Annotated in this window: 18 protein-coding genes; 12 read left to right on the top strand and 6 right to left on the bottom strand. The window is 60.9% G+C overall.

The window, feature by feature from the left end; genetic code table 11:
• Positions 1–123: 123 nt before the first annotated feature.
• Both LNV09_RS09270 and LNV09_RS09265 read left to right on the top strand, forming a co-directional pair.
• On the top strand, positions 124–1,389 hold the full coding sequence (locus LNV09_RS09270; RefSeq protein ID WP_263556814.1) for an erythromycin esterase family protein: 1,266 nt from the start codon (positions 124–126) through the stop codon (positions 1,387–1,389).
• A 177-nt stretch (positions 1,390–1,566) separates the two neighbouring features.
• Complete coding sequence (locus LNV09_RS09265; protein ID WP_263556813.1) at positions 1,567–2,235, top strand: PEP-CTERM sorting domain-containing protein; 669 nt, start codon at positions 1,567–1,569, stop codon at positions 2,233–2,235.
• 67 nt (positions 2,236–2,302) lie between these two features.
• On the opposite strand, the gene LNV09_RS09260 is transcribed toward LNV09_RS09265, so the two are convergent.
• From LNV09_RS09260 to LNV09_RS09240, 5 genes are read right to left on the bottom strand one after another with little or no spacing between them, the layout of a single operon-like run.
• Entirely contained in the window at positions 2,303–3,232 is a 930-nt protein-coding gene (locus tag LNV09_RS09260) for a CysB family HTH-type transcriptional regulator (protein ID WP_263556812.1), read from the bottom strand.
• Between the two features lie 14 nt (positions 3,233–3,246).
• Positions 3,247–4,311: a sulfate/molybdate ABC transporter ATP-binding protein gene (locus LNV09_RS09255; RefSeq protein WP_263556811.1), complete on the bottom strand. Its 1,065-nt coding sequence runs from the start codon at positions 4,309–4,311 to the stop codon at positions 3,247–3,249.
• The gene (gene cysW / locus LNV09_RS09250; protein WP_263556810.1) at positions 4,308–5,201 is read right to left on the bottom strand and encodes a sulfate ABC transporter permease subunit CysW; all 894 of its coding nucleotides are present in this window, start codon (positions 5,199–5,201) and stop codon (positions 4,308–4,310) included. The genes LNV09_RS09255 and cysW overlap by 4 nt, the downstream gene beginning before the upstream one ends.
• Positions 5,201–6,097: a sulfate ABC transporter permease subunit CysT gene (gene cysT, locus LNV09_RS09245; protein ID WP_411969249.1), complete on the bottom strand. Its 897-nt coding sequence runs from the start codon at positions 6,095–6,097 to the stop codon at positions 5,201–5,203. Before cysT ends, cysW begins: the two co-directional genes overlap by 1 nt.
• Positions 6,098–6,112: 15 nt before the next feature.
• Complete coding sequence (locus LNV09_RS09240) at positions 6,113–7,141, bottom strand: sulfate ABC transporter substrate-binding protein (RefSeq protein ID WP_411969248.1); 1,029 nt, start codon at positions 7,139–7,141, stop codon at positions 6,113–6,115.
• A gap of 173 nt (positions 7,142–7,314) precedes the next feature.
• Between LNV09_RS09240 and LNV09_RS09235 the strand changes: the two genes are divergently transcribed.
• From LNV09_RS09235 to LNV09_RS09195, 9 genes are all read left to right on the top strand, one after another.
• Complete coding sequence (locus tag LNV09_RS09235; RefSeq protein WP_263556808.1) at positions 7,315–8,571, top strand: lipoprotein-releasing ABC transporter permease subunit; 1,257 nt, start codon at positions 7,315–7,317, stop codon at positions 8,569–8,571.
• Positions 8,564–9,262 (top strand): ABC transporter ATP-binding protein, encoded by a 699-nt coding sequence (locus LNV09_RS09230; protein WP_263556807.1) that lies wholly within the window; start codon positions 8,564–8,566, stop codon positions 9,260–9,262. Before LNV09_RS09235 ends, LNV09_RS09230 begins: the two co-directional genes overlap by 8 nt.
• 29 nt (positions 9,263–9,291) lie before the next feature.
• Positions 9,292–10,152, top strand: a complete 861-nt coding sequence (gene purU / locus LNV09_RS09225; RefSeq protein ID WP_263556806.1) for a formyltetrahydrofolate deformylase — start codon at positions 9,292–9,294, stop codon at positions 10,150–10,152.
• An 18-nt stretch (positions 10,153–10,170) separates the two neighbouring features.
• On the top strand, positions 10,171–11,004 hold the full coding sequence (locus tag LNV09_RS09220; RefSeq protein ID WP_263556805.1) for a TatD family hydrolase: 834 nt from the start codon (positions 10,171–10,173) through the stop codon (positions 11,002–11,004).
• Positions 10,994–11,530: a DNA-deoxyinosine glycosylase gene (locus tag LNV09_RS09215; RefSeq protein ID WP_263556804.1), complete on the top strand. Its 537-nt coding sequence runs from the start codon at positions 10,994–10,996 to the stop codon at positions 11,528–11,530. The genes LNV09_RS09220 and LNV09_RS09215 overlap by 11 nt, the downstream gene beginning before the upstream one ends.
• Positions 11,523–12,320: a class I SAM-dependent methyltransferase gene (locus tag LNV09_RS09210; RefSeq protein ID WP_263556803.1), complete on the top strand. Its 798-nt coding sequence runs from the start codon at positions 11,523–11,525 to the stop codon at positions 12,318–12,320. The genes LNV09_RS09215 and LNV09_RS09210 overlap by 8 nt, the downstream gene beginning before the upstream one ends.
• On the top strand, positions 12,317–14,113 hold the full coding sequence (gene tfpB / locus LNV09_RS09205; protein WP_263556802.1) for a type IV pilus assembly ATPase TfpB: 1,797 nt from the start codon (positions 12,317–12,319) through the stop codon (positions 14,111–14,113). Before LNV09_RS09210 ends, tfpB begins: the two co-directional genes overlap by 4 nt.
• Before the next feature lie 98 nt (positions 14,114–14,211).
• Positions 14,212–14,676 carry a tripartite tricarboxylate transporter TctB family protein gene (locus LNV09_RS09200; protein ID WP_263556801.1) on the top strand — a complete coding sequence of 155 codons (465 nt, stop codon included), beginning with the start codon at positions 14,212–14,214 and terminating at the stop codon, positions 14,674–14,676.
• Between the two features lie 10 nt (positions 14,677–14,686).
• The gene (locus tag LNV09_RS09195; protein ID WP_263556800.1) at positions 14,687–16,195 is read left to right on the top strand and encodes a tripartite tricarboxylate transporter permease; all 1,509 of its coding nucleotides are present in this window, start codon (positions 14,687–14,689) and stop codon (positions 16,193–16,195) included.
• Positions 16,196–16,281: 86 nt separating this feature from the next.
• On the opposite strand, the gene LNV09_RS09190 is transcribed toward LNV09_RS09195, so the two are convergent.
• Entirely contained in the window at positions 16,282–16,905 is a 624-nt protein-coding gene (locus LNV09_RS09190; protein ID WP_263556799.1) for a PEP-CTERM sorting domain-containing protein, read from the bottom strand.
• Between the two features lie 205 nt (positions 16,906–17,110).
• Here LNV09_RS09190 and LNV09_RS09185 point away from each other — a divergent pair, with 205 nt between their 5' ends.
• Positions 17,111–20,506 (top strand): ATP-binding protein, encoded by a 3,396-nt coding sequence (locus LNV09_RS09185; RefSeq protein WP_263556798.1) that lies wholly within the window; start codon positions 17,111–17,113, stop codon positions 20,504–20,506.
• The last annotated feature ends 341 nt before the right edge of the window (positions 20,507–20,847 follow it).

Here is a 20,847-nt window from a genome sequence, read left to right as displayed (position 1 = left end):
AGCGTAAACTGGTATTTTATTGGCATTAAATTTGGCGGGGTAGTTGTGGCGGGTGAAATTGGATTTCGGACCCAGGACGGGCGCAGAGCTTGGCAGAGTCGGCAGCTGACGCTTGCTTTGCTGATGGCTGCAGCCGCTGCCAGTACAGCGGCCTTGGCTAATTCGTCGGTGCCAGCGGAGCCAGCGGTGCCAGCGGGGCCGGCCAGCCTTGCCGGACTGAAAGTCTGGCCCTTGGCGGCCCTGCCGCCAATATCTTCCATTGCACCGGCCGCCGCGCCTGACGACTACAGCGACCTCGCTCCCTTTGCCGAGGCGATCGCTGCGGCCCGCATCGTTGCGCTGGGCGAGCAAACGCATGGCGGGCGCGAGGAGTTCCAACTCAAACTTCGTCTGCTGAAGTTTCTGCACGAGAAGCTGGGCTTCGAGGTTTTGTTGCTGGAAAGCGGTTTTTACGACATCGCCCGGCTGGCCGAGCGCATGGCTACTGGTGAGCAGCTTGACACCATGGCGCCGGGCAATGTGTTTTTTATGTATGCCAATTCGGCCGAGGGTCGCGAAATGTTGCGCTATCTGGACGCGCAACAAAGCGCTGGCACGCCGCTAGGCTTGGCCGGCATCGATAGCCAGCACAGTGGTGCGCTCAGTCAAAGCGAGTTGCTGCCGCGCTTGCGGGCTTTTTTACATCAGCGCGGCTCAGTCTTGGCGGAGGAGCAGGCTTGGCTGGATTTCAGTACGCCCGTGCAGCCTTTATTGTCCTTTCAGCCCCAAATCCCCGATCCGGCGGTGCAACTTGCCTTTGTGCGGCAAGCCGGGGCCTTGCGCGCGGAGTTGTGCGGCCAGCCTCCCGCAAATCCAGCCAAAGCGCTGCCCGCTGAGTGGTGGTGCCAGGTGGTGAAAAGCTTGGCTGCTCAGGCCAGCAGTGTGTGGAGCGAAGGCCTTGATTACCAGCGTGACAATCAGATGGGTGACAACGCGGTCTGGCTGATGGAGCGCATGTTTGCGGGCAAGAAGGCGGTGATTTGGGCACACACCATTCATGTGGCCAAAGGCTTCAAACGCAGCGAGGCGCAATTGCAGGCCGGTGAGGCGATGCACAGGCATTGGGGCAAGGCTTACAAGGTGGTGCAGTTCACGGCGGCCGGGGGCAATGTGCTGGACTTTGGCAGGCTGCAGCCTCTCGCGCTGCCGCCGTTGCCGCCCGCTAGCCTAGAGCAAGGCTTGGCAGCTTTGCCTGGCGGCAAGTTGCTGGTGCTGCCTCTGATGCAGCGGACCGTCACTGTGCCGCAGTGGAGCATCGACTACCAGGCGCTGCCGCAGGGGCAGTTGGGTCGCAACTGGGATGTTTTATTCTTCTTGGACCGCGTCCACCCGGTCACGATGACACGTTGAGAGCCGGCTCCAAGACTGCCCCTCCACCGCTTGCCGGGTTTTTACTCCCCCTGAACTGGGGGTACCGTGCAACGGCGCCATGGGTCTGTGCTCTATGGCCAGATCATGAACCGTGAGAAATTAGCGCCAGCCCTGAGGGAGGTCCTGAGGGCGTTAATTCAAAACCAGGATTCCTCTATGTCGAGAACTTCCACTTCTTTGCGCAAGCTGGCTTTTTCCACCTTGTTCTTGGCCGCGATGTCGGTTGGCGCGAGTGCCTATGCGGCCAAGGCGGCAGCGCCTGGGTCCGAGTCCTTGCAATCTGCCTTGCAAAGGCCTGTTTCCGCCTCGATGTTTGAGAGCCTGGGTGGCCCGGTGGCGCTGGGCAGCCAATTCGTCAACGTGGCAGGCATCCTCAGCCAAGGTGGTTTTGGTGATCCTGACACCACCGTGCTGACCTTCAATGTCGGCGCCAATGTGCAGATCACCGGCCTGAGCTGGGATGTTGACCTGGAAGCGTATGACCCAAGCTGGTTGTCGGAAATTCGGGTCACACTGTCCAACAATGCCGTGACCACCGGCGTGCATTTCAGGCCAGGCGTGGGCAATAACGCAGCCGGGGTCGGGCATTTCAGTGGCACCTCAGACTATGTCGCTTTGGGCCTTGACTTTGCCGTGGACGGCGACGGCATTTTGCGCCTGGAGTTCAACGAGTCTTTCAATGACGACCTGCAACCGGACGGCAAGTGGGTCGCCGGTCATCTGACCGTGTTGACAAACGCCGTGCCTGAGCCGTCGACCTATGGCTTGATGGCCCTGGGCTTGATCGCCGTGGGTGGCGTGGTTCGCCGTCGCAACAGTGTTTAAGCACTGAACGTCGAGCCGCCAGCGCCTCGAAGCAACCCGCCCGGCCTATTCGGCCCGGCGGGTTTTTTTAATTCGGCAGATCCGCCAGCGCATCGCGCACTCGCTGCTCGGTCAAGGCCGGCGCACATTCCTGCAAGAAACGGTAGGCGAAACCGCGCAGGTACTGGCCCTTTTTAAGCGCGATACGGGTGGTGTTGGCGGGGAAGAGATGACCGGCATCAAGGCGGCGCAGTCCCAGGTCGCGCTGCGGCTCAAAAGCCATCGCCGCGACGATGCCCACACCCAGACCGACCCCGACATAAGTCTTGATCACATCGGCATCCAGCGCCGACAGCACGATGTCGGGTGCCAGGCCCGCCTTGGCAAAGGCGGCGTCGATGCGGGCGCGCCCCGTGTAGCCTTCGTGATAAGTGATCAAGGGATGCTCGGCCAAAGCTTCCAAACTCAGCGGCTCTGCCGTCAGCAAGGCATGGCCCTCGGGCACCACGACCGCATGTTGCCAGTCGTAAAAAGGGAAGCTCACGAGTCCCGACGGGCCGTCCAGCGCTTCGGTGGCGATGCCAATATCGGCCTCGCCGGTTTGCAGCAGTTCGGCGATCTCGGTCGGGTTGGCCTGCAGCAGCACCAGGTGCACGCGCGGATAGGCCGCCTTGAAGCGCGCCACCACTTGCGGCAGCGCGTAACGGGCTTGCGTGTGCGTGGTGGCAATGGTCAGCTGACCTTGCTCGGCATCGGCAAACTGATCAGCCAGGCGCTTGATATTGCCGGCGTCTTGCAGCATGCGCCGGGCAATCACGGCCAGCTCCCGACCCGGCTCGGTCAAACCCAGCAAACGCTTGCCATGGCGCACGAACAACTCGACGCCGAGTTCGTCCTCCAGATCCTTGATGTGTTTGCTGACGCCCGACTGCGAGGTGAACAAGGCGTTGGCGACTTCGGTCAGATTGAATTTTTGAAGCTCGGCCTCGCGGATGATGCGCAGTTGCTGGAAATTCATCGTGGGAAGTCAGCTCAAATGCCGGCGCCGGACTCGAACAGGCTCAGCCGCGAGGCGCTCAGATGCACGCGCTGGCCGCTTTGCAGTTGCAAGAGACCAGCTTGTTCGCGGCTCAGTTCGGCTTCCAGATGTTGGCCGTCCAGACCGGTCAGCTCGACCCGGGCAGCTGCGCCAAAGCTCAGCACGCGGTCAACCGTGGCGGGCAGACCCTTGGCATCGGCCGCCGTCAGAATTTGTAGCTCATGCGGGCGGGCATAGGCTTGGACCTGGCCGACCTTGTCCGTCAATGATTTGCCAAAGCTCAAATGCTGGTCGCCAAGATGGATCACGCCACCCTCGGCCCGGCCTTCGAAGCGGTTCACCGCACCCAGGAAGCCATAGACAAAAGGCGTGGCCGGGTGTTCGTAGACCTCCTGCGGCGTGCCGATTTGCTCGACCTTGCCATGGTCCATCAGTACCACGCGGTCGGCCACTTCCAGTGCTTCTTCCTGGTCGTGCGTCACGAACACGCTGGTGATGTGCAGCTCATCATGCAGACGGCGCAGCCAGCGGCGCAGTTCCTTGCGCACCTTGGCGTCGAGCGCGCCGAAGGGCTCGTCCAAGAGCAGCACGCGCGGCTCCACCGCCAGGGCGCGGGCCAAGGCGATGCGCTGGCGCTGGCCGCCGGAGAGCTGGGGTGGGAAGCGGTCGGCCAGCCAGTCCAGTTGCACCAGGCTCAGCAACTCATGCACTTTGCGCTTGATTTCACTTTCGCTCGGCCGCTCTTTGCGCGGCTTGACGCGCAGGCCGAAGGCGACGTTCTCGAACACCGTCATATGGCGGAACAGCGCGTAATGCTGGAACACAAAGCCGACTTGGCGCTCGCGCACATGGGTGTCGGACGCGTCTTGGCCGTCCAGCAAGACCTGACCCCGGTCTGCGGTCTCCAGGCCAGCGATGATGCGCAAAAGCGTGGTCTTGCCGCAGCCGGAGGGGCCCAAGAGTGCGACCAACTCGCCGGTCGGGAAGTCGAGGCTGACGTCGCCCAGGGCGGTGAAGCTGCCGAAAGATTTATGGATGTTTTGGACTTGGATGCTCATGGGGCTTCCTTGACGGTCGAATGGGCGCGCCATTCGACAAATTGTTTGAGTACCAGCGTCACCAGGGCCAGCAAGGCCAGGATCGAGGCCACCGCAAAGGCGGCAGCGAACTGATACTCGTTGTAGAGAATTTCGACATGCAAGGGCAGGGTATTGGTCTGGCCACGGATATGACCCGACACCACCGAGACCGCGCCAAACTCGCCCATGGCGCGCGCATTGCACAGGATCACGCCGTAGAGCAGCCCCCATTTCACGTTGGGCAGCGTGACGCGCCAAAAGGTCTGCCAGCCGGTGGCACCGAGCACGGTGGCGGCCTCTTCTTCGTCGCGGCCTTGCGCCTGCATCAGCGGGATCAGCTCACGCGCCACAAAAGGGAAGGTCACAAAGATGGTGGCCAGCACGATGCCGGGCACGGCGAAGATGATCTTCACGTCATTGGCCTGCAGCCAGGGACCGAACCAGCCTTGCGCGCCGAACAGCAGCACATAGACCAGACCCGCCACCACCGGCGAGACCGAAAAGGGCAGGTCGATGAAGGTGATCAAGAGGTGCTTGCCGCGAAAGTCATGCTTGGCAATTGCCCAGGCGGCGCTGACGCCAAAGACCAGGTTCAGCGGCACGGCGATAGCCGCGGCGATCAGTGTCAGCTTGAGTGCCGAGACGGCGTCGGCCTCGACCAAGGCGGCCAGGTAAACCTCCCAGCCCTTGCGCAGCGCTTCGCTGAAGACGGCCACCAGCGGCATCACCAGGAACAGCGCGAAAAAACTCAGGCCCAAGCTCAGCAGCAGGTAGCGCACCCAGGGTGCTTCGCGCGTAGCGGGGTTGTCTTGGTAGCGGCCGCCGGTCTTTTGCGGCACGCCCAAAGTTGAAACAACAATGCCGGCCATTATTTGCGTCCTTCCTGACCGTTACGGCGTGAGCTCCAAGCCTGCAGGCCGTTGATCAGCAAGAGCAGGGCGAAGGAAAAAATCAGCATCACGGCAGCGATGGCCGTGGCGCCCACGTAGTCGTACTGCTCCAGCTTGGAGATGATCATCAGCGGCGTGATCTCGCTGACCATGGGCAGATTGCCGGCGATGAAAATCACCGAGCCGTACTCGCCCACCGCGCGGGCAAAGGCCAGCGCAAAGCCGGTCAGCAGCGCCGGCAGCAGCGTCGGCAGTATCACCAGGCGGAAGGTCTGCCAGCGATGCGCGCCCAAGGATGCGGCGGCTTCTTCCAGCTCGGTTTCCATGTCCTCCAGCACCGGCTGCACCGTGCGCACGATGAACGGCAGGCCGATGAAGATCAGCGCGACCAGGATGCCCAACGGCGTGAAGGCGACCTTGATGCCCCATGGCTCCAGCAACTTGCCCAGCCAGCCATTGCCGGCGTACAGCGCGGTCAGCGCAATGCCGGCGACGGCGGTGGGCAAGGCAAAGGGCAGGTCGATCAGAGCATCGACGAGCTTCTTGCCAAAGAACTCATAGCGCACCAAGCTCCAGGCCAAGATCAGCCCGAATACCAAATTGATGCTCGCGGCCAGCAAGGACAGGCCAAAGCTGAGCTTGTAGGACGCCACGACGCGCGGCGAGGTGGCGGCCGCCCAGAAGGCTTCAAAGCCGTGACCGGCCGATTTCAGAAACACCGCCGACAGCGGGATCAACACAATCAGCGATAGATAGAACAGCGTGAAGCCCATGGTCGGGCCAAAGCCGGGCAGGACCCGGCGCTTGGCGCGCTTGCCCAGCTTGTCCTGCGTGCCCGGCACTTGGCTGTGCTCTTGGGCTTGGGGAGAAGTCAAAACTGCACTCATTGATCAACGCTTGATGTCGGCGACGATTTGGTCGTAAACGCCACCGTCAGCGAAATGGGTCTTGCTGACCTTGGGCCAACCGCCCAGCAATTGGTCGACGCTGAACAGCTTGATCGGCGCAAAGCGCTTTTCTTCGCGTTTGAACACCGCCGCATCACGGGGACGGAAATTGTGTTTGGCGATGATGGCCTGGCCCTCGGGCGTGTAGAGGAAGTCTAGATAGGCTTTGGCCGTGGCCGTCGTGCCTTTCTTGGTGGCAACCTTGTCGACGATGGCGACCGGTGCCTCTGCCTCGATCGACACGCTCGGGTTGATCACCTCGAACAGCCCTTTGCCGAACTCGTTCTCGATCAATTCGGCCTCGGACTCAAAGGTCAGCAGTACATCGCCGATACCGCGCTGCGTGAAGGTGGTGGTGGCGCCGCGCCCTCCGCCGTCCAAGACCGGCACATTGGCGAAGATCTTGGCCACTTGCTCGCGCGCCTGCGCCTCGGTGCCGCCCTTGGCGATCACTGCGCCCCAGGCGGCCAGATAGCTGTAGCGGCCGTTGCCGGTGACCTTGGGGTTAGGGATGATGACTTGCACACCGGCCCGTGTCAGGTCGGCCCAGTCCTTGATGGCCTTGGGGTTGCCCTTGCGCACCAGGAACAGGATGGTGGAGGTGTAGGGCGCGGCATTGTGGGGGAAGCGATTGCGCCAATCGGCGGGCGTGAGGCCTTTGTCGGCCAGCGCATCCACATCGGTGGCCTGATTCATCGTCACCACATCGGCCTCCAGGCCGCCAATCACCGAACCGATTTGCTTGCTGGAGCCGCCATGCGATTGGTTGATGGTCAGTGCCTTGCCAGTCTTGGCCTTGTACTGGGCAATGAAGGCCGGGTTGATGTCTTTGTAGAGCTCGCGGCTGACGTCGTAGGAGACGTTGAGCAAGGTGTCGCTGGCGGCTTGTGCCTGTGCGACCAAGGGCATGGCAGCCATGGCAGTCGCCAGTGAACTGAGCAAAACGAGATGACGGCGATTAATTTTGGACATGGCTGCAAGGGTTTGAGCGACGAAGACCACGAGCATGCCAAGCTTTTCTTATTCTTAAAACAATTGTTTTGGAATTTGCTTATGCGAAATTCGCGATTGAATCGAGATGCTGCCCCAATGCTTCAGCCCGTCATTCGGGTACTTGCTGCCCGCGTCGGTTAGTATCGCGGCCCATGAATTGGCTATATGAATTGCAAGTCGGCTGGCGTTACACGCGCGCCGGCAAAGGCGGGCGGCGCAACCGCTTTATTTCCTTCATCTCGGGTGTCTCGGTGCTGGGTATCGCGCTGGGGGTGGCGGCGCTGATCATCGTGCTGTCGGTGATGAATGGCTTCCAGAGCGAGGTGCGCGACCGCATGCTGTCGGTGATCGCCCATATTGAGTTGAGCGACTACCAGGGCCGGGCCTTGGCCGATTGGCAGGCGACGGCCGCGCAAGCCAAGCAAAACCCGGCCGTGGTGGCCGCCGCGCCTTTCATTGCTTCGCAGGTCTTGATCGCGCGCGGCGAGGACATGCGCGGTGCCATCGTGCGCGGCATCGATCCGCAATACGAACCCGCCGTCACGCCCTTGGCCGCCAAACTCAAGGACGGGCCGCTGGCGCGCCTGCGAGCGGGCGAGTGGGGCATCGTGATCGGCGTCGAATTGGCGCATATCCTGGGCGTCAAGGAGGGCGACAAGCTGACCTTGGTGGCGCCCAGTGGCAACGTCACGCCCGCCGGCGTGATGCCGCGCTACAAGCAGTTCACCCTGGTCGGGGTGTTCAATGCCGGCCATTACGAGTACGACAGCGGCATGGCGCTGATCCATGTCGATGACGCGGCCAAGTTCTTCCGCGTGGCCGGGCCGACCGGTGTGCAGCTCAAGCTCAGCGATGTGCATCAGGCCCGCCAGGTCGGCAATCAGCTGGCCAACAGCCTGGGGTTCGAAACGCGGGTGCGGGACTGGACCCGCACCAACGCCTCTTGGTACGACGCGGTGCAGGTTGAGAAACGGATGATGAGCATCATCCTGACCCTGATCGTTGCCGTTGCGGCCTTCAATCTGGTCTCTACGTTGGTGATGACGGTGACCGACAAGCAGGCCGATATCGCCATCCTGCGCACGCTGGGCGCCAGCCCAAGCTCCATCATGGCGATCTTCATGGTGCAGGGCGCGCTGGCCGGTGTGCTGGGCACCTTGTCCGGCTTGGGGCTGGGTTTGCTGGTCGCCTGCAATCTGGATGTGATCGTGCCGGCAATTGAATGGGCCTTGAACACCCAGTTCCTGCCGGCGAGCATGTATCTGATCAGCCATATGCCCAGTGATCCGCGCATGTCGGACATCGCGCCACTGGTGGGCATTTCTTTGGCATTGGCCTTCTTGGCCACTATCTATCCGAGCTGGCGCGCAAGCCGCGTTCAGCCCGCTGAGGCATTGCGCTATGAATAGGACCGATGATGTGGTCTTGCTGGGTCAGGGTTTAGGCCGTCGCTTCACCGAAGGCGATCTCGATGTGCAAGTGCTCAGCGGCGTCGACCTCACGGTGCGACGCGGCGAGACGCTGGCCATCGTCGGAGCCTCGGGCTCGGGCAAGTCGACGCTGCTGCATCTGCTCGGCGGGCTGGACAAGCCCAGCAGCGGCGCGGTGACCTTGATGGGCCGCAAGCTCGCCGAGATGGGTGAGCCCGAGTTAGGCCGCTGGCGCAATCTGCACCTGGGCTTTGTCTACCAGTTCCATCACCTCTTGCCGGAGTTCAATGCGCTCGACAACGTCGCGATGCCGCTGCGGATTCGCCGCATGCCGCAGATCGAGGCCCGTGAGGTCGCTGCCGCGATGCTGGGCCGTGTGGGGCTGGGCGGTCGGCTTTTGCACCGGCCGGCCGAACTGTCGGGCGGAGAGCGCCAACGGGTGGCGATCGCACGCGCGCTGGTCACCCAGCCGGCCTGCGTCTTGGCCGATGAGCCGACCGGCAATCTGGATCGCAACACCGCGCAGGCGGTGTTCGAGCTGATGCTGGCGACGGCGCAGGACATCGGCACCGCTTTTGTCTTGGTGACACATGACCAAACCTTGGCGGCGCAATGCCGGACCCAACTGAATCTGGTCGGTGGCACGATGCAGCAGGCTGTTCCCGCTTAATTCTTTGTTTGATTTTCTCGGACGCCCAAGTGAACTCACGCTTCATCCTCAAACTCAGTTGCCCCGATCAGGCCGGCATCGTCCATGCGGTGACCGGTGTCTTGGCGACCCAAGGCGGCAATATCCTCAGCTCGGCCCAGCATGGTGACGCCGACCATCAGCGCTTTTTCATGCGCATCGAGTTTGAATGTGCACCGGGCGTGGAGGCCGCCGCCTTGCAAGCAGCCTTCGAGCCGCTGGCGCAACGGCTGCAAATGGCTTGGACGTTGGTCTCCAGCCTGGCTAAGACACGCGTGCTGTTGCTGGTCTCCAAGCTCGGTCACTGCCTGAATGACTTGTTATTCCGTGTGCAGACCGGGCATTTGCCCATCGAGATCCCGGCCATCGCGTCCAACCATCGCGACTTCTATCAGCTCGCCGCCTCGCACAACATCCCTTTTCACCATTTCCCGCTCTTGAACTCGACCGAGGAACAAAAGCAGGCGCAGGAACGCAAGCTGCGTGACTTGGTCGAGGAGCAGCAGATCGATCTGGTGGTGCTGGCCCGCTATATGCAAATCCTCTCGCCCGAGATGTGCAAGTTCTTGGCCGGGCGGGCGATCAATATCCATCACAGCTTTTTGCCCAGCTTCAAGGGCGCCAAGCCCTATCACCAAGCCCACGCCCGCGGCGTCAAGCTGATCGGCGCGACCGCGCATTACGTTACCTCTGATCTGGACGAAGGCCCCATCATCGAGCAGGAAGTGGCGCGCATTGACCACAGCCTGGCGCCCGAAGCCTTGGTGTCTATGGGCCGCGATGTGGAGTGCGTGACCTTGGCGCGCGCCATTCAGTGGCATGCCGAGCACCGGGTCTTGATGAACGGCCGGCGCACGGTGGTGTTCAAGTAAGTCATGCTGGCTTCGTAGATGTGGATAGACAGCCACTGCCACCTCGACGCGCCGGAGTTTGATGCCGACCGAGACGCAGTGGTGGCGCGTGCTTTGGACGCCGGGGTGAGCATGCTGGTGATCCCGGCTGTGGCGGCAAATGAGTGGGACAGCGCCCGCGAGCAAGCGCATCGCTATGGCTTCGCCTATGCGCTGGGCATTCACCCGCTCTATGTGATGCAGGCCGGCGAGCAAGACCTGGCCCTGCTGGCCGCGCAGCTGGCGCTTCACCGCGATGACCCACGCCTGGTGGCCGTGGGCGAGATCGGTTTGGATTTTTTTGTGCCCGGTTTGGATCCACAGCGGCAACAGTTCTTCTACACCGAGCAGCTTAAGCTGGCGCGGCGCTTCGAGCTGCCGGTCATCCTGCATGTGCGGCGCAGCGCCGATCGGCTCTTGGCCGGGCTGAACCGGCTGCCGGTGCGGGGCGGCATTGCACATGCCTTTAACGGCAGTGAGCAGCAGGCGCGGCGCTTTGTCGATTTGGGCTTCAAGCTCGGTTTTGGCGGCACGCTGACGTTTGAGCGGTCCCTGCAGATTCGCCGTTTGGCCGCCGAGCTGGCCGAAACTGATCTGGTGCTGGAGACTGACGCGCCGGATATCCCGCCGCATTGGCTCTACAAGACAGCCGAGCAACGTGCCTCGGGCGAATCATCGGTTCGCAATGAACCGGCCGAATTGCCCCGCCTCGCGCAGAGTTTGGCGACGCTGCGCGGCTGGACGTTGGCGCAGACCGCCGCGATCACCAGCGCCAATGCAAGTGCCGCTCTGCCTAGATTGGCAGCTTTGTTGGCGGGTTTGCATGCGGCCTGACAGTTTGCCCCGATTGCAGGGCCTCAAACCCCATGTGGCGGCCGATGCCAAGTTGCTGGTGCTGGGCAGCTTCCCCGGCGTGGCTTCGCTGCAGGCGCAGCAGTACTACGGACATCCGCGCAATCAGCTCTGGCGCTTGCTCGGTGAGAGTCTGGGCTTGCCGCTGGCCCAGGCCGATTACGAGTCCAGGTTGCAACTGCTGCTGGAGAACCAGATCGGACTATGGGATGTGATCAGTGAAACGCAGCGCCATGGCAGCTTGGACAGCAATATCCGCGATCCGCAGGCGAGCGATCTATTGACCTTGCTGGCGGGGTTGCCGGCCTTGCGTACGATTGCCTTCAACGGTGGCACGGCAGCCAGAATCGGCCTGCGGCAACTCGGTCCCGTTGCCGCGCAGTACAGAATATTGGCCCTGCCTTCGTCGAGCCCGGCCTATACCCTGGCATATGCAGGCAAACTGGCGGCTTGGGCGACCTTGTCCAAGGAATACGCCGACGACTTTCATGGCAGCAGCAATGAGTAAAAAAATCAAAAAAATGGCCTGGGCCCCGGCCACCTTGTCCGAGTTTGACGGCGTGCGTTTTTTGCACCTGGACTCGATCTGGGTGCAGGGCGCGATGCGCATCCGCAAACCCCAGCATCTGGAGCTGGAGTACATCCAGCGCATGATGGTCTGGATGCTTTGGCGCGACAGCGCGTCGCTGCGCGAGGGCCATGCGGTGCAGCTGGGTCTGGGTGCCGCGGCGATCACGCGTTACTGCCACAAGGTGCTGCGCATGCAGACCACAGCGGTGGAGATCAACCCGACCGTCATCCATGCCTGCCGCATCTGGTTCCATCTGCCCGAGGACGATAAGCGCCTGACCGTCTACAACGAGGACGCGGCGCGCTGGGTGGCTGACCCTGAGAGGGCGCAGACGGTGCAGGTCTTGAACGTTGACCTCTACGACCATGACGCTGCCTCACCGGTGCTGGACGACGAGGCCTTCTACGCGAATTGCTTCAATTTGCTGGCCGACGGCGGCCTGATGACGGTCAATTTGTTTGGCCGGGATGCCAGCTTCGCCCGCAGTGCCGCCCGCATCGCGGCGGTCTTTGGCAGCGATCAGGTGTGGAGCCTGGCGCCCACCAAGGAGGGCAATACCATCGTCGTGGCGGCACGTGGGGTGGCGGTGCCGGAGCGCGAGGAACTGGAGCGTCGAGCGGCTAATATCGAGGCGCAGTTTGATTTGCCTGCCGCGAAATGGTTACGGCTGGTGCGACCACTGCCTTTGAGCATCATCAATCAGCTGAAAGCCGAGCCCCAGACATGAGCGCCAAGTCGAAAGCCGAACCCAATCCCGCCGCCGTTAAATCCGAAGGGCGGCTTGAATGGCGTGCGCTGTTGCGCTGGCTTTTGGAAGATGAGCTGATCGACCCCGAGCAGGTACAGCGCACCGAGCAACGCTTTGCCGCCGGCGACAGCTCACTCCACCCCTTGGTGCGCATGGCGCATGCCGGGCTGACCCGCGTGGGCAGCGGCAAGGCGCTTGATCTGGATGCGCTGACCGAATGGTTGGCCGCGCGGGCCAAGCTGCCTTATCTGCGCATTGATCCGCTCAAGGTTGATGTGGGCCGGGTTTCGGACGTGATGTCGGTCGGCTATGCCGAGGCCAAGCGCTGCCTGCCGATTCTGGTTGGCCTCAATGATGTGACGATCGCGACCTCGGAGCCGTTTGATATCGCCTGGGTGGCGCAGATCGAGTCGCATATGCGCAAGCCGATCAAGCTGGTGGTGGCCAACCCGCTGGAGATTTCGCGCTTCACGACCGAGTTCTTCACGCTGGCGCGCTCGGTACGGGCAGCGGCCAAGGCGGGTGAGTCCAGCCAGGTGGCGAGCTTTGAGCAGTTGGTGGAGCTGGGCCGCAGCAACAAGCAGCTGGACGCCAATGACCAGGGCGTGGTGCAGGTGGTTGACTGGTTATGGCAATACGCATTTGACCAGCGCGCCAGCGATATCCACCTGGAACCGCGGCGCGAGATGGGCGTGATCCGCTTTCGTATCGACGGCGTTTTGCACACCGTTTATCAGCTGCCGCCGACGGTGATGAGCGCGATGATTTCGCGCATCAAGCTCTTGGGCCGCATGGACGTGGTGGAGCGGCGCCGGCCGCTGGACGGCCGCATCAAGACCCGCAACCCGGCCGGTGACGAGGTGGAAATGCGCTTGTCGACCTTGCCGACCGCCTTCGGCGAGAAGATGGTGATGCGGATTTTTGACCCCGACACGGCGGTCAAGGATTTGTCCATGTTGGGCTTTTCGGCCCATGACAACGAGCGCTGGGAGAAGCTGGTGCAGCGCCCGCACGGCATCATCTTGGTGACCGGGCCGACCGGCAGCGGCAAGACCACAACGCTGTATTCCACGCTCAAACGCCTGGCCACCGACGAGGTCAATGTCTGCACGATCGAGGACCCGATCGAAATGATCGAGCCCTCCTTCAATCAGACGCAGGTGCAGACGGTGCTGGATTTCGGCTTCGCGGAAGGGCTGCGGGCGCTGATGCGGCAGGACCCGGACATCATCATGGTGGGCGAGATCCGCGACCTGGCGACCGCCGAGATGGCGATTCAGGCCGCGCTGACCGGCCATCTGGTCTTCAGCACCCTGCACACCAATGATGCGGCGGCGGCAATCACGCGCCTGACCGATCTGGGCGTGCCGTCCTACTTGATCAGCGCGACGGTGATTGGCGTGCTGGCACAGCGCCTGGTGCGCACGCTGTGCAAGCATTGCAAAGTGCCCGACCCGAGTGTGACCCGCGATACGCTCAACGACATGCTCAAACATTGGCGCATGAATGGCGGCGTCAAGCCCTATAAGGCGGTCGGCTGCCTGGAATGCCGCAATACCGGTTTCAGAGGGCGTGCCGGCCTGTATGAGCTGTTGACAATAGAGGAGTCGGTCAAGGCGCATCTGCATCCGACCCCCGACATTTCGGCGCTGCGCCGCCAAGCGGTGCAAGAAGGCTTGCGGCCATTGCGCTTGGCGGGGGCGATGAAGGTGGCCGAGGGGCAGACCACTTTGGAAGAAATTCTGCGCAGCACGCCGCAATGGCAGAGCTAGGGTTTTGGCTGGCGTCCTATCGAGCGTAAGCCACCATAGCGCGGCGCTTGGCGACGCCTAGAATTCTCGATCAACAGAATTTACAGGGCCGGTCGTCAATGAAGATCAATAGTCAGCGGGACTTTCTTTCTGGGCTGCTGTTTGTGGCCGTGGGGCTGGCGTTTGCCTGGGCCTCCAAGGAATACAGCTTCGGCTCATCGGCCCGGCCCGGCCCGGCCTACTTTCCCTTTGGCTTGGGCGTGCTGTTGGCCCTGCTCGGTGGCATGGTTCTGTTCAAGGCCTTGACGATAGAGACCGAAGACGGCGAGCCGATCGGCCGCATCGCTTGGCGACCACTCATCATCATCATCGCAGCCATCTGCCTGTTTGGCTGGATGTTGCCGCGCCTTGGTTTAGCCTTGACCCTGCCGGCAGTGATCTTGCTGTCCTCCTTGGCCGGTGACGAATTCAAGTTGAAAGATGCTTTGCTCAATTGCGTAATTCTGACCTTCGGGAGTTGGCTGATTTTTATCTGGGGCCTGCGGCTGGTGATTCCGGTCTGGCCAGCAATCCTTGTTGGCTGAGGGCTAGGGCATGGATCTATTGAGTAACTTGGCACTGGGCTTTCATACGGCCTTGACCTTTCAAAACCTGCTCTACGCCTTCGGTGGCGCGGTGCTGGGGACCTTGATCGGTGTCCTGCCCGGGCTCGGCCCGGTCGCCACCATTGCGATGCTGTTGCCCTCCATTTACGCCTTGGATGCAACGCCGGCCTTGATCATGCTCGCCGGCATTTATTACGGCGCGCAGTACGGCGGCTCGACCACGGCGATTTTGATCAATGTGCCGGGTGAATCCAGCTCGGTGGTGACGGCCATCGATGGCTACCAAATGGCGCGCCAAGGCCGGGCCGGCGCAGCGCTTGCAGTCGCCGGGCTGGGCTCATTTTTCGCCGGCTGTGTGGGCACCATCATCATCGCGGCCTTTGCACCGCCGCTGACCGAGTTGGCCTTCAAGTTTGGCCCCGCGGAGTATTTCTCCTTGATGGTGCTGGGCTTGGTCGGTGCCGTGGTCTTGGCGTCGGGCTCCTTGGTCAAGGCGATTGCGATGATTTTGCTGGGCTTGCTGCTGGGGCAGATCAACACCGATGTGATCTCCGGTACGCCGCGGTTTTCGTTTGGCATCCCTGAGTTGAGTGACGGCTTGGGCTTTGTGGTCGTGGCCATGGGCATTTTCGGTTTTGGTGAAATCATCGCCAATTTGGGTCTGCCGGCTGAGCACCGTGAGGTCTTCACCCATGACGTAAAAGGCTTGTGGCCGAGCAAGCAGGACTTCAAAGAGGCTTGGCCATCGGTGGTGCGCGGCACGGCACTGGGCTCGGTGTTGGGCGTGTTGCCAGGCGGCGGGGCCCTGCTGGCGTCATTCGCGGCCTACACCTTGGAGAAGAAGATCGTCAAGAATCCGCGCATTCCCTTTGGCAAGGGCGCGATTCAGGGTGTGGCGGGTCCGGAGGCGGCCAATAACGCCGGCGCGCAGACCAGTTTTATTCCGATGCTGACCTTGGGGATCCCGCCGAATGCGGTGATGGCCTTGATGGTTGGCGCGATGACGATCAAGGGTATTCAGCCCGGGCCGCAGGTGATGGTCAGCAACCCGGAATTGTTCTGGGGCCTGATCGCGTCGATGTGGGTCGGCAATCTGATGTTGGTGGTCTTGAATCTGCCCTTGATCGGAATCTGGATCAAGCTACTGACGGTACCTTACCGATTCTTGTTCCCTGCCATCGTGACTTTTTGCTGCATCGGTGCCTACACGCTCAATAACAATAGCTTTGACGTTTTTGTGACGGCGGCCTTCGCCTCGCTGGGCTATGTGTTTTACAAGCTCAACTGCGAACCCGCACCCTTGCTCCTGGGTTTCATTTTGGGCCCGATGATGGAGGAGAACCTGCGCCGCGCGCTGCTGCTGTCGCGCGGTGATTGGGGTACTTTTATGTCGCGGCCTTTGTCTGCCGGGCTGTTGATTGCGGCGCTCTTGATGGTGGTGATGGTGATGCTGCCCTCCATCAAAAGCAAGCGGGAAGAGGCGTTTCAAGAGGAGTAGAAGAGCGCAAAAGCCAGACCGAACGCTGGCAAAAAGCAAAAAGCCAGACTGAATGCCTGGCTTTTGCGCTCTTGTAAGCGTCGGGGCTACTTCTTGACTGAAGCAAAGCGCCTGCGTCCTGCGACACCTGCCACGGCGGTCAGGCCGGCCAGCAGCAAGGCATAGGAAGCGGGCTCTGGAATTTGCGCCACCAAGTTGGAGCCGTAGCCGGTTTGGCCCACACTCAGATCCTGTGTTCCAAACACATCTATCCAAACGCAACTCTGCACCGGGCAAGGTTTGACGACCGAGAAATTGCCGCTGCCAGTGGCTTGCTTGCCGTCGGCGCTGATGTCGAACAGCACCGTATTGCGATGACCCAATTCATCGTAGGAATTGAACGCCACGTTGGAGAACAGGACGCTGCCGGTCGCAAACACCACGGTTGAGTTGAACTGGTAGTTGCCAGGTGAAAGCAGGCTGACGTTGATATTCCACGTATCAAAAAAGACCTGTGTGGCGAAACTGCCCGCGTCTGTGGCAATTGAGTCGATGCCAGGCCGGGAGGTGTCACCACGCCCGAAGCCGTCCAATTGATAGGCGCCGTTTGGTGCTGGGCGGAAGATGGCTGTGTTGTAGACGGTGATTTCGATAGCTTGTGCTGTGCTCGCGCAAGTGGCGCAGAGGGCCGCGACGGCCAGAGCTTTGATGACGAAGGCATTGTTCAGCATGAGAGCTCCTAGAAGGACGATTGCTTGAAGTCGCGAGCGTGCCACAGAACAGAGCGCTTGGTCTGTCCCTAATATTCACGCTACGGCGCAGGATAGTGTTTTTCGGGTACTCTCGTCCAGCCCGTTTTTCAAGCGCGGCCCCACGTTGTGCTGACTTGGTTTGGGCCAGCCCCTAGGCCGAAGCTCTTTTGTTGAAATTCATGGCATGAGTGAACTCGATCAAATCAAGGCCGGCATAGCCGCGCTGGAGGCGCAGCGCGCTGTGCTGGGCGACGCGGTCGTCGAGATGGCAATAGCGGCAATGCGCGGCAAGTTGCTTGCCTTGAGCCCGTCCACCGGTGCAGCCACGGGTTCTGAGCCGGTGGCGCCGCAGTTGAAACAGGTGACGGTCGTGTTTGTCGACGCTGTTGGGTCGACTGCGATGGGTGCTCGGCTTGACCCCGAGGACATACAGCTCGTCATGGACGGGGCCTTGGCGCGTTTCACCAAAGTGGTGGAGCAATTCAAGGGGCGAGTTTTGCAATATGCGGGAGACTCCTTGTTGGCGGCCTTTGGCGCTGTTGATTCGCATGAGGACGATGCGGAGTCTGCGGTGCGAGCCGGTTTGGCCATTCTTGCGCAGGCGAATCAGCATGCTCAGGCCCTGCAACAGCAGCATGGTATTGCCGGCTTCAATGTGCGAGTCGGCATCAATACCGGCCCGGTCTTGTTGGGCGGCGGTGTGGATGCGGAAGGAAGTATCCGCGGCTCGGCCGTCAATATCGCGGCGCGCATGGAGCAAACCGCGCCGCCCGGCGGACTGCGCATCAGCCATGACACTTACCGCCATGTGCGTGGGCTGTTCAAGGTCAGCGAAGAGGCGCCCCTGCAGATCAAAGGAAGCTCGGAGGCGCTGCAGACCTACTTGGTCTTGGCCGCTCTTCCGCGTGCTTTTAAAGGGCGCTTGCGCGGTATTGAAGGCGTGGATACACGCATGGTCGCCCGGGAAGCAGAGCTGGAACAACTGCAGGAGGTATTTCGAGGCTTGAGCGAGCGGGATGCTCTGGTGTCTGTGTTGGTGGTGGCGGAGGCAGGGCTTGGCAAGAGCCGGTTGCTTTATGAATTTGAAACTTGGGTTGAGGCGCAGGACAGACCGGTTTTCTTGCTCCGGGGGCGCGCCGATCCGCGTGCTCAAGACAGGCCGTACGGCATGTTGCGAGACATGCTGACCTGGCATTTGCAGATTTCTGAAGATGACGATGCTGAAGTGGCGCGCTTGAAAATCGCCGAATTTGCCAAACTTTTGTTTGCCGATGATGCTGGCGGAGCGGCAGCTGGCGAGGTGCATGCCCATTTGCTGGGGCATTTGATTGGACTGGACTTCTCAAGCAGCCCTCATTTGCGCGGCATTCTTGAGGATCCGCGGCAGATTCGCAATCGAGCGTTTCACGCTGCTGCGCAGATGCTACGGGCTCTTTGGGAACGCAAGCGGGTTTGGGTGTTGCTGCTCTTGGATGATCTGCAGTGGGCAGATGACGGCTCGCTGGATTTCATCAATTACCTGTTGCAAGTTAATCGGGATGTGGCGAGCCTGATGCTGTGCATGACGCGGCCCACCTTGTTTGAACGTCGCGCAGACTGGATTGCAGTTGAGGCTGCATATCAGCGCATTGATTTGCAGCCGCTGGACAAACGAGGCAGTCGAGAACTGGTCAATGTTCTGTTGCAGCGACTTGAGCAAGTGCCTGCCGCCCTGCGGGAGCTCATTACCGGTGGGGCCGAGGGCAATCCTTTCTATATGGAAGAACTGGTTCGGATGCTCATCGATGATGGTGCCATCCAGATCTCGGGCGAGCGCTGGCATCTGGAGCCAGATAAATTGTTGGCAGCTCATGTGCCGCCCACTTTGACGGGTGTTCTGCAGGCTCGGCTGGATAGCCTGTCCGCGCCAGAGCGTCTGGCTTTGCAACAGGCCTCGGTTATCGGCTTTGTCTTTTGGGATCAGGCCTTGGCGGCGCTGGATAGCAACTCATTGCTGCCACTGGAAGCGCAGGTTCAACATGGCTTGGTGGTAGCGCGCGCGCACGCTGCCTTTGAGGGCCATAGGGAATATGCGTTCAAGCATCAAATACTGCACCAGGTAACCTATGACAGCATGCTGCGCCGCCACAGGCGGGAGTATCACGCCAAGGCGGCCGCATGGCTGACGAATTTGAGCGCACAACGTGCGGCGGAAACCTTGGGGCCGGCGGCTGACCACTTTGAACGGGCCGGTGACTTGGTCAATGCGCTGGCCTATTTTGTGCTCGCGGCCGAGGATGCCGCCGCGCGTTTTGCCAATCAAGCCATGTTGGGTTTTGTTGCCCGCGCTTTGCCCTTGGTGCTTGACGGGGACGCGTTGTCGAAGTGGCGACTGCTGGGCTTGCGGGAGCGCTATTGGTTCAATCAGGGTGACAGGGCGGCTCAAGCGGTCGATCTGCTGGCCTTGGAAGAATTGGCCGAACAACTCGATGACGATTTGAAGCGAATGGATGTTTCTTTGCGGCGTGCCAATGCCCTGCGCGCGGTAGGAGACTTCGCGGCGGCGGCGCAGGCGGATCAGCAAGGCCTATTGCTCGCAGCCAAAATGCCGAGCAACCGCAAGACGGTTGCACTGCACAACAGCCTGGCAACGTCTCTGACGGGGCAGGGGGACTACGTGCAGGCCAAAGAGGTCTCCGAGAAGGGCTTGCTGATGGCGCGGCAACTGGCCGACTTCGGTGGCGAAAGCCGATTGATCAATGCGCTTGGTCTTATCGCCATGGAAAGAGGGGACTTGCCGGCGGCGGCAGAATATTTCGAGCGAGGCTTGGTGATGGTGCGGGAATCTTGTGACCGCGCTGCTGAAGGCTTGCGTCTGAGCAATCTGGGCTCGGTTTACTCCCGCTTGGGCGAATATGCCAAGGCACGCCAAAGCTTGGAGCAAGGCTTGACCATTGCTCGGGCGGTCGGGCAGCGCGCGACCGAGGCTCTGGTACTGTTGAACATCGCTTCGGTTGCTCATCTTCAGAGTGATGACACTTGCGCCTTGACCTACGCAAGCATGGCTTTTGACGCGGCAATAGCAAGCGGCCAGGCCGACTTGGCCGCCTATGCCCGCTTGGTGGCGGGGCACGCCGAGCTTGGCTTGGACCGACTCGACGCTGCGCGTCAAGCCTATTCAGATTCGCGCAATCAGTTGCAGCGGCTCAAGATGCGGCCGCAGCAAGTGTTGGACCCTGTCTCGGGTCTAGCGCGAGTAGCCCTGGCGCTAGGGCTGCGCGCAGAAGCGTTGACGCATGCGGAAGAGATCTTGGTGCATGTGGCTGCTGGCGGCAGCTTCGATGGCGCAGAAGAGCCACTGCTCCTGCCTTTGACCTGCTACCAAGTCTTGATGGCATTTGATGACGAGCGCGCAGTCCAAGTCTTGGCTGAAGCGCATGCTGAACTTCAAACACAGGCCAGTCGAATCGCCGACAGCAGAGCCCGTCAAGGGTTTCTTGAAAATGTGCCCCACAACCGTGCGATCGTCCAAGCCTGGGGCAGGCATCAAGCACGGCCTCCTTGTCGCTCAACTCAGACTGGCGCTAAATCAGATCTTTAGGCCATGCTCGACTCTTGCATACTCCTTCAAAGTCCGCTCTCTGTGTCTATGTTCATGTCTGCGGTCACTTAGATGATCTTGAAACTCGAATTCGGTGCTATAGTAGANCTTCGGTAACGAGGCGCTAACAGCAAAACAAGATGACCGGCGAAAGCTGAAGTTTCTTGAGCTCTTTAATAATTCACAGCCGATAAGCGTGGGCGTTTGAAGATGAGTACTGATAGTCGGGTGACCGATTATCAAGTCTCTTGACTTTAAACGCTCACGGAAATATTTGATTGGAATCATGCAAAGTAATTTGCTGGTTTTAGTCGATTCCGTTGAGTAAAACAAGATCGAAC

This window comes from Paucibacter sp. B2R-40, assembly GCF_025717555.1.
Classification (GTDB): Bacteria; Pseudomonadota; Gammaproteobacteria; order Burkholderiales; family Burkholderiaceae_C; genus Paucibacter_A.
The sequence above is the reverse complement of the archived record's forward strand: the minus strand, read 5'-3'. Positions and strand labels throughout refer to the sequence as shown.

What these genes read in the sequence shown, in the direction of transcription:
- LNV09_RS09270 (WP_263556814.1), top strand. Translation starts at nt 124, where the DNA reads ATGGCTGCAGCCGCTGCCAGTACAGCGGCCTTGGCTAATTCGTCGGTG.
- LNV09_RS09265 (WP_263556813.1), top strand. Translation starts at nt 1,567, where the DNA reads ATGTCGAGAACTTCCACTTCTTTGCGCAAGCTGGCTTTTTCCACCTTG.
- LNV09_RS09260 (WP_263556812.1), bottom strand. Translation starts at nt 3,232, where the DNA reads ATGAATTTCCAGCAACTGCGCATCATCCGCGAGGCCGAGCTTCAAAAA.
- LNV09_RS09255 (WP_263556811.1), bottom strand. Translation starts at nt 4,311, where the DNA reads ATGAGCATCCAAGTCCAAAACATCCATAAATCTTTCGGCAGCTTCACC.
- cysW (WP_263556810.1), bottom strand. Translation starts at nt 5,201, where the DNA reads ATGGCCGGCATTGTTGTTTCAACTTTGGGCGTGCCGCAAAAGACCGGC.
- LNV09_RS09240 (WP_411969248.1), bottom strand. Translation starts at nt 7,141, where the DNA reads ATGTCCAAAATTAATCGCCGTCATCTCGTTTTGCTCAGTTCACTGGCG.
- LNV09_RS09235 (WP_263556808.1), top strand. Translation starts at nt 7,315, where the DNA reads ATGAATTGGCTATATGAATTGCAAGTCGGCTGGCGTTACACGCGCGCC.
- LNV09_RS09230 (WP_263556807.1), top strand. Translation starts at nt 8,564, where the DNA reads ATGAATAGGACCGATGATGTGGTCTTGCTGGGTCAGGGTTTAGGCCGT.
- LNV09_RS09220 (WP_263556805.1), top strand. Translation starts at nt 10,171, where the DNA reads ATGTGGATAGACAGCCACTGCCACCTCGACGCGCCGGAGTTTGATGCC.
- LNV09_RS09215 (WP_263556804.1), top strand. Translation starts at nt 10,994, where the DNA reads ATGCGGCCTGACAGTTTGCCCCGATTGCAGGGCCTCAAACCCCATGTG.
- LNV09_RS09210 (WP_263556803.1), top strand. Translation starts at nt 11,523, where the DNA reads ATGAGTAAAAAAATCAAAAAAATGGCCTGGGCCCCGGCCACCTTGTCC.
- tfpB (WP_263556802.1), top strand. Translation starts at nt 12,317, where the DNA reads ATGAGCGCCAAGTCGAAAGCCGAACCCAATCCCGCCGCCGTTAAATCC.
- LNV09_RS09200 (WP_263556801.1), top strand. Translation starts at nt 14,212, where the DNA reads ATGAAGATCAATAGTCAGCGGGACTTTCTTTCTGGGCTGCTGTTTGTG.
- LNV09_RS09195 (WP_263556800.1), top strand. Translation starts at nt 14,687, where the DNA reads ATGGATCTATTGAGTAACTTGGCACTGGGCTTTCATACGGCCTTGACC.
- LNV09_RS09190 (WP_263556799.1), bottom strand. Translation starts at nt 16,905, where the DNA reads ATGCTGAACAATGCCTTCGTCATCAAAGCTCTGGCCGTCGCGGCCCTC.
- LNV09_RS09185 (WP_263556798.1), top strand. Translation starts at nt 17,111, where the DNA reads ATGAGTGAACTCGATCAAATCAAGGCCGGCATAGCCGCGCTGGAGGCG.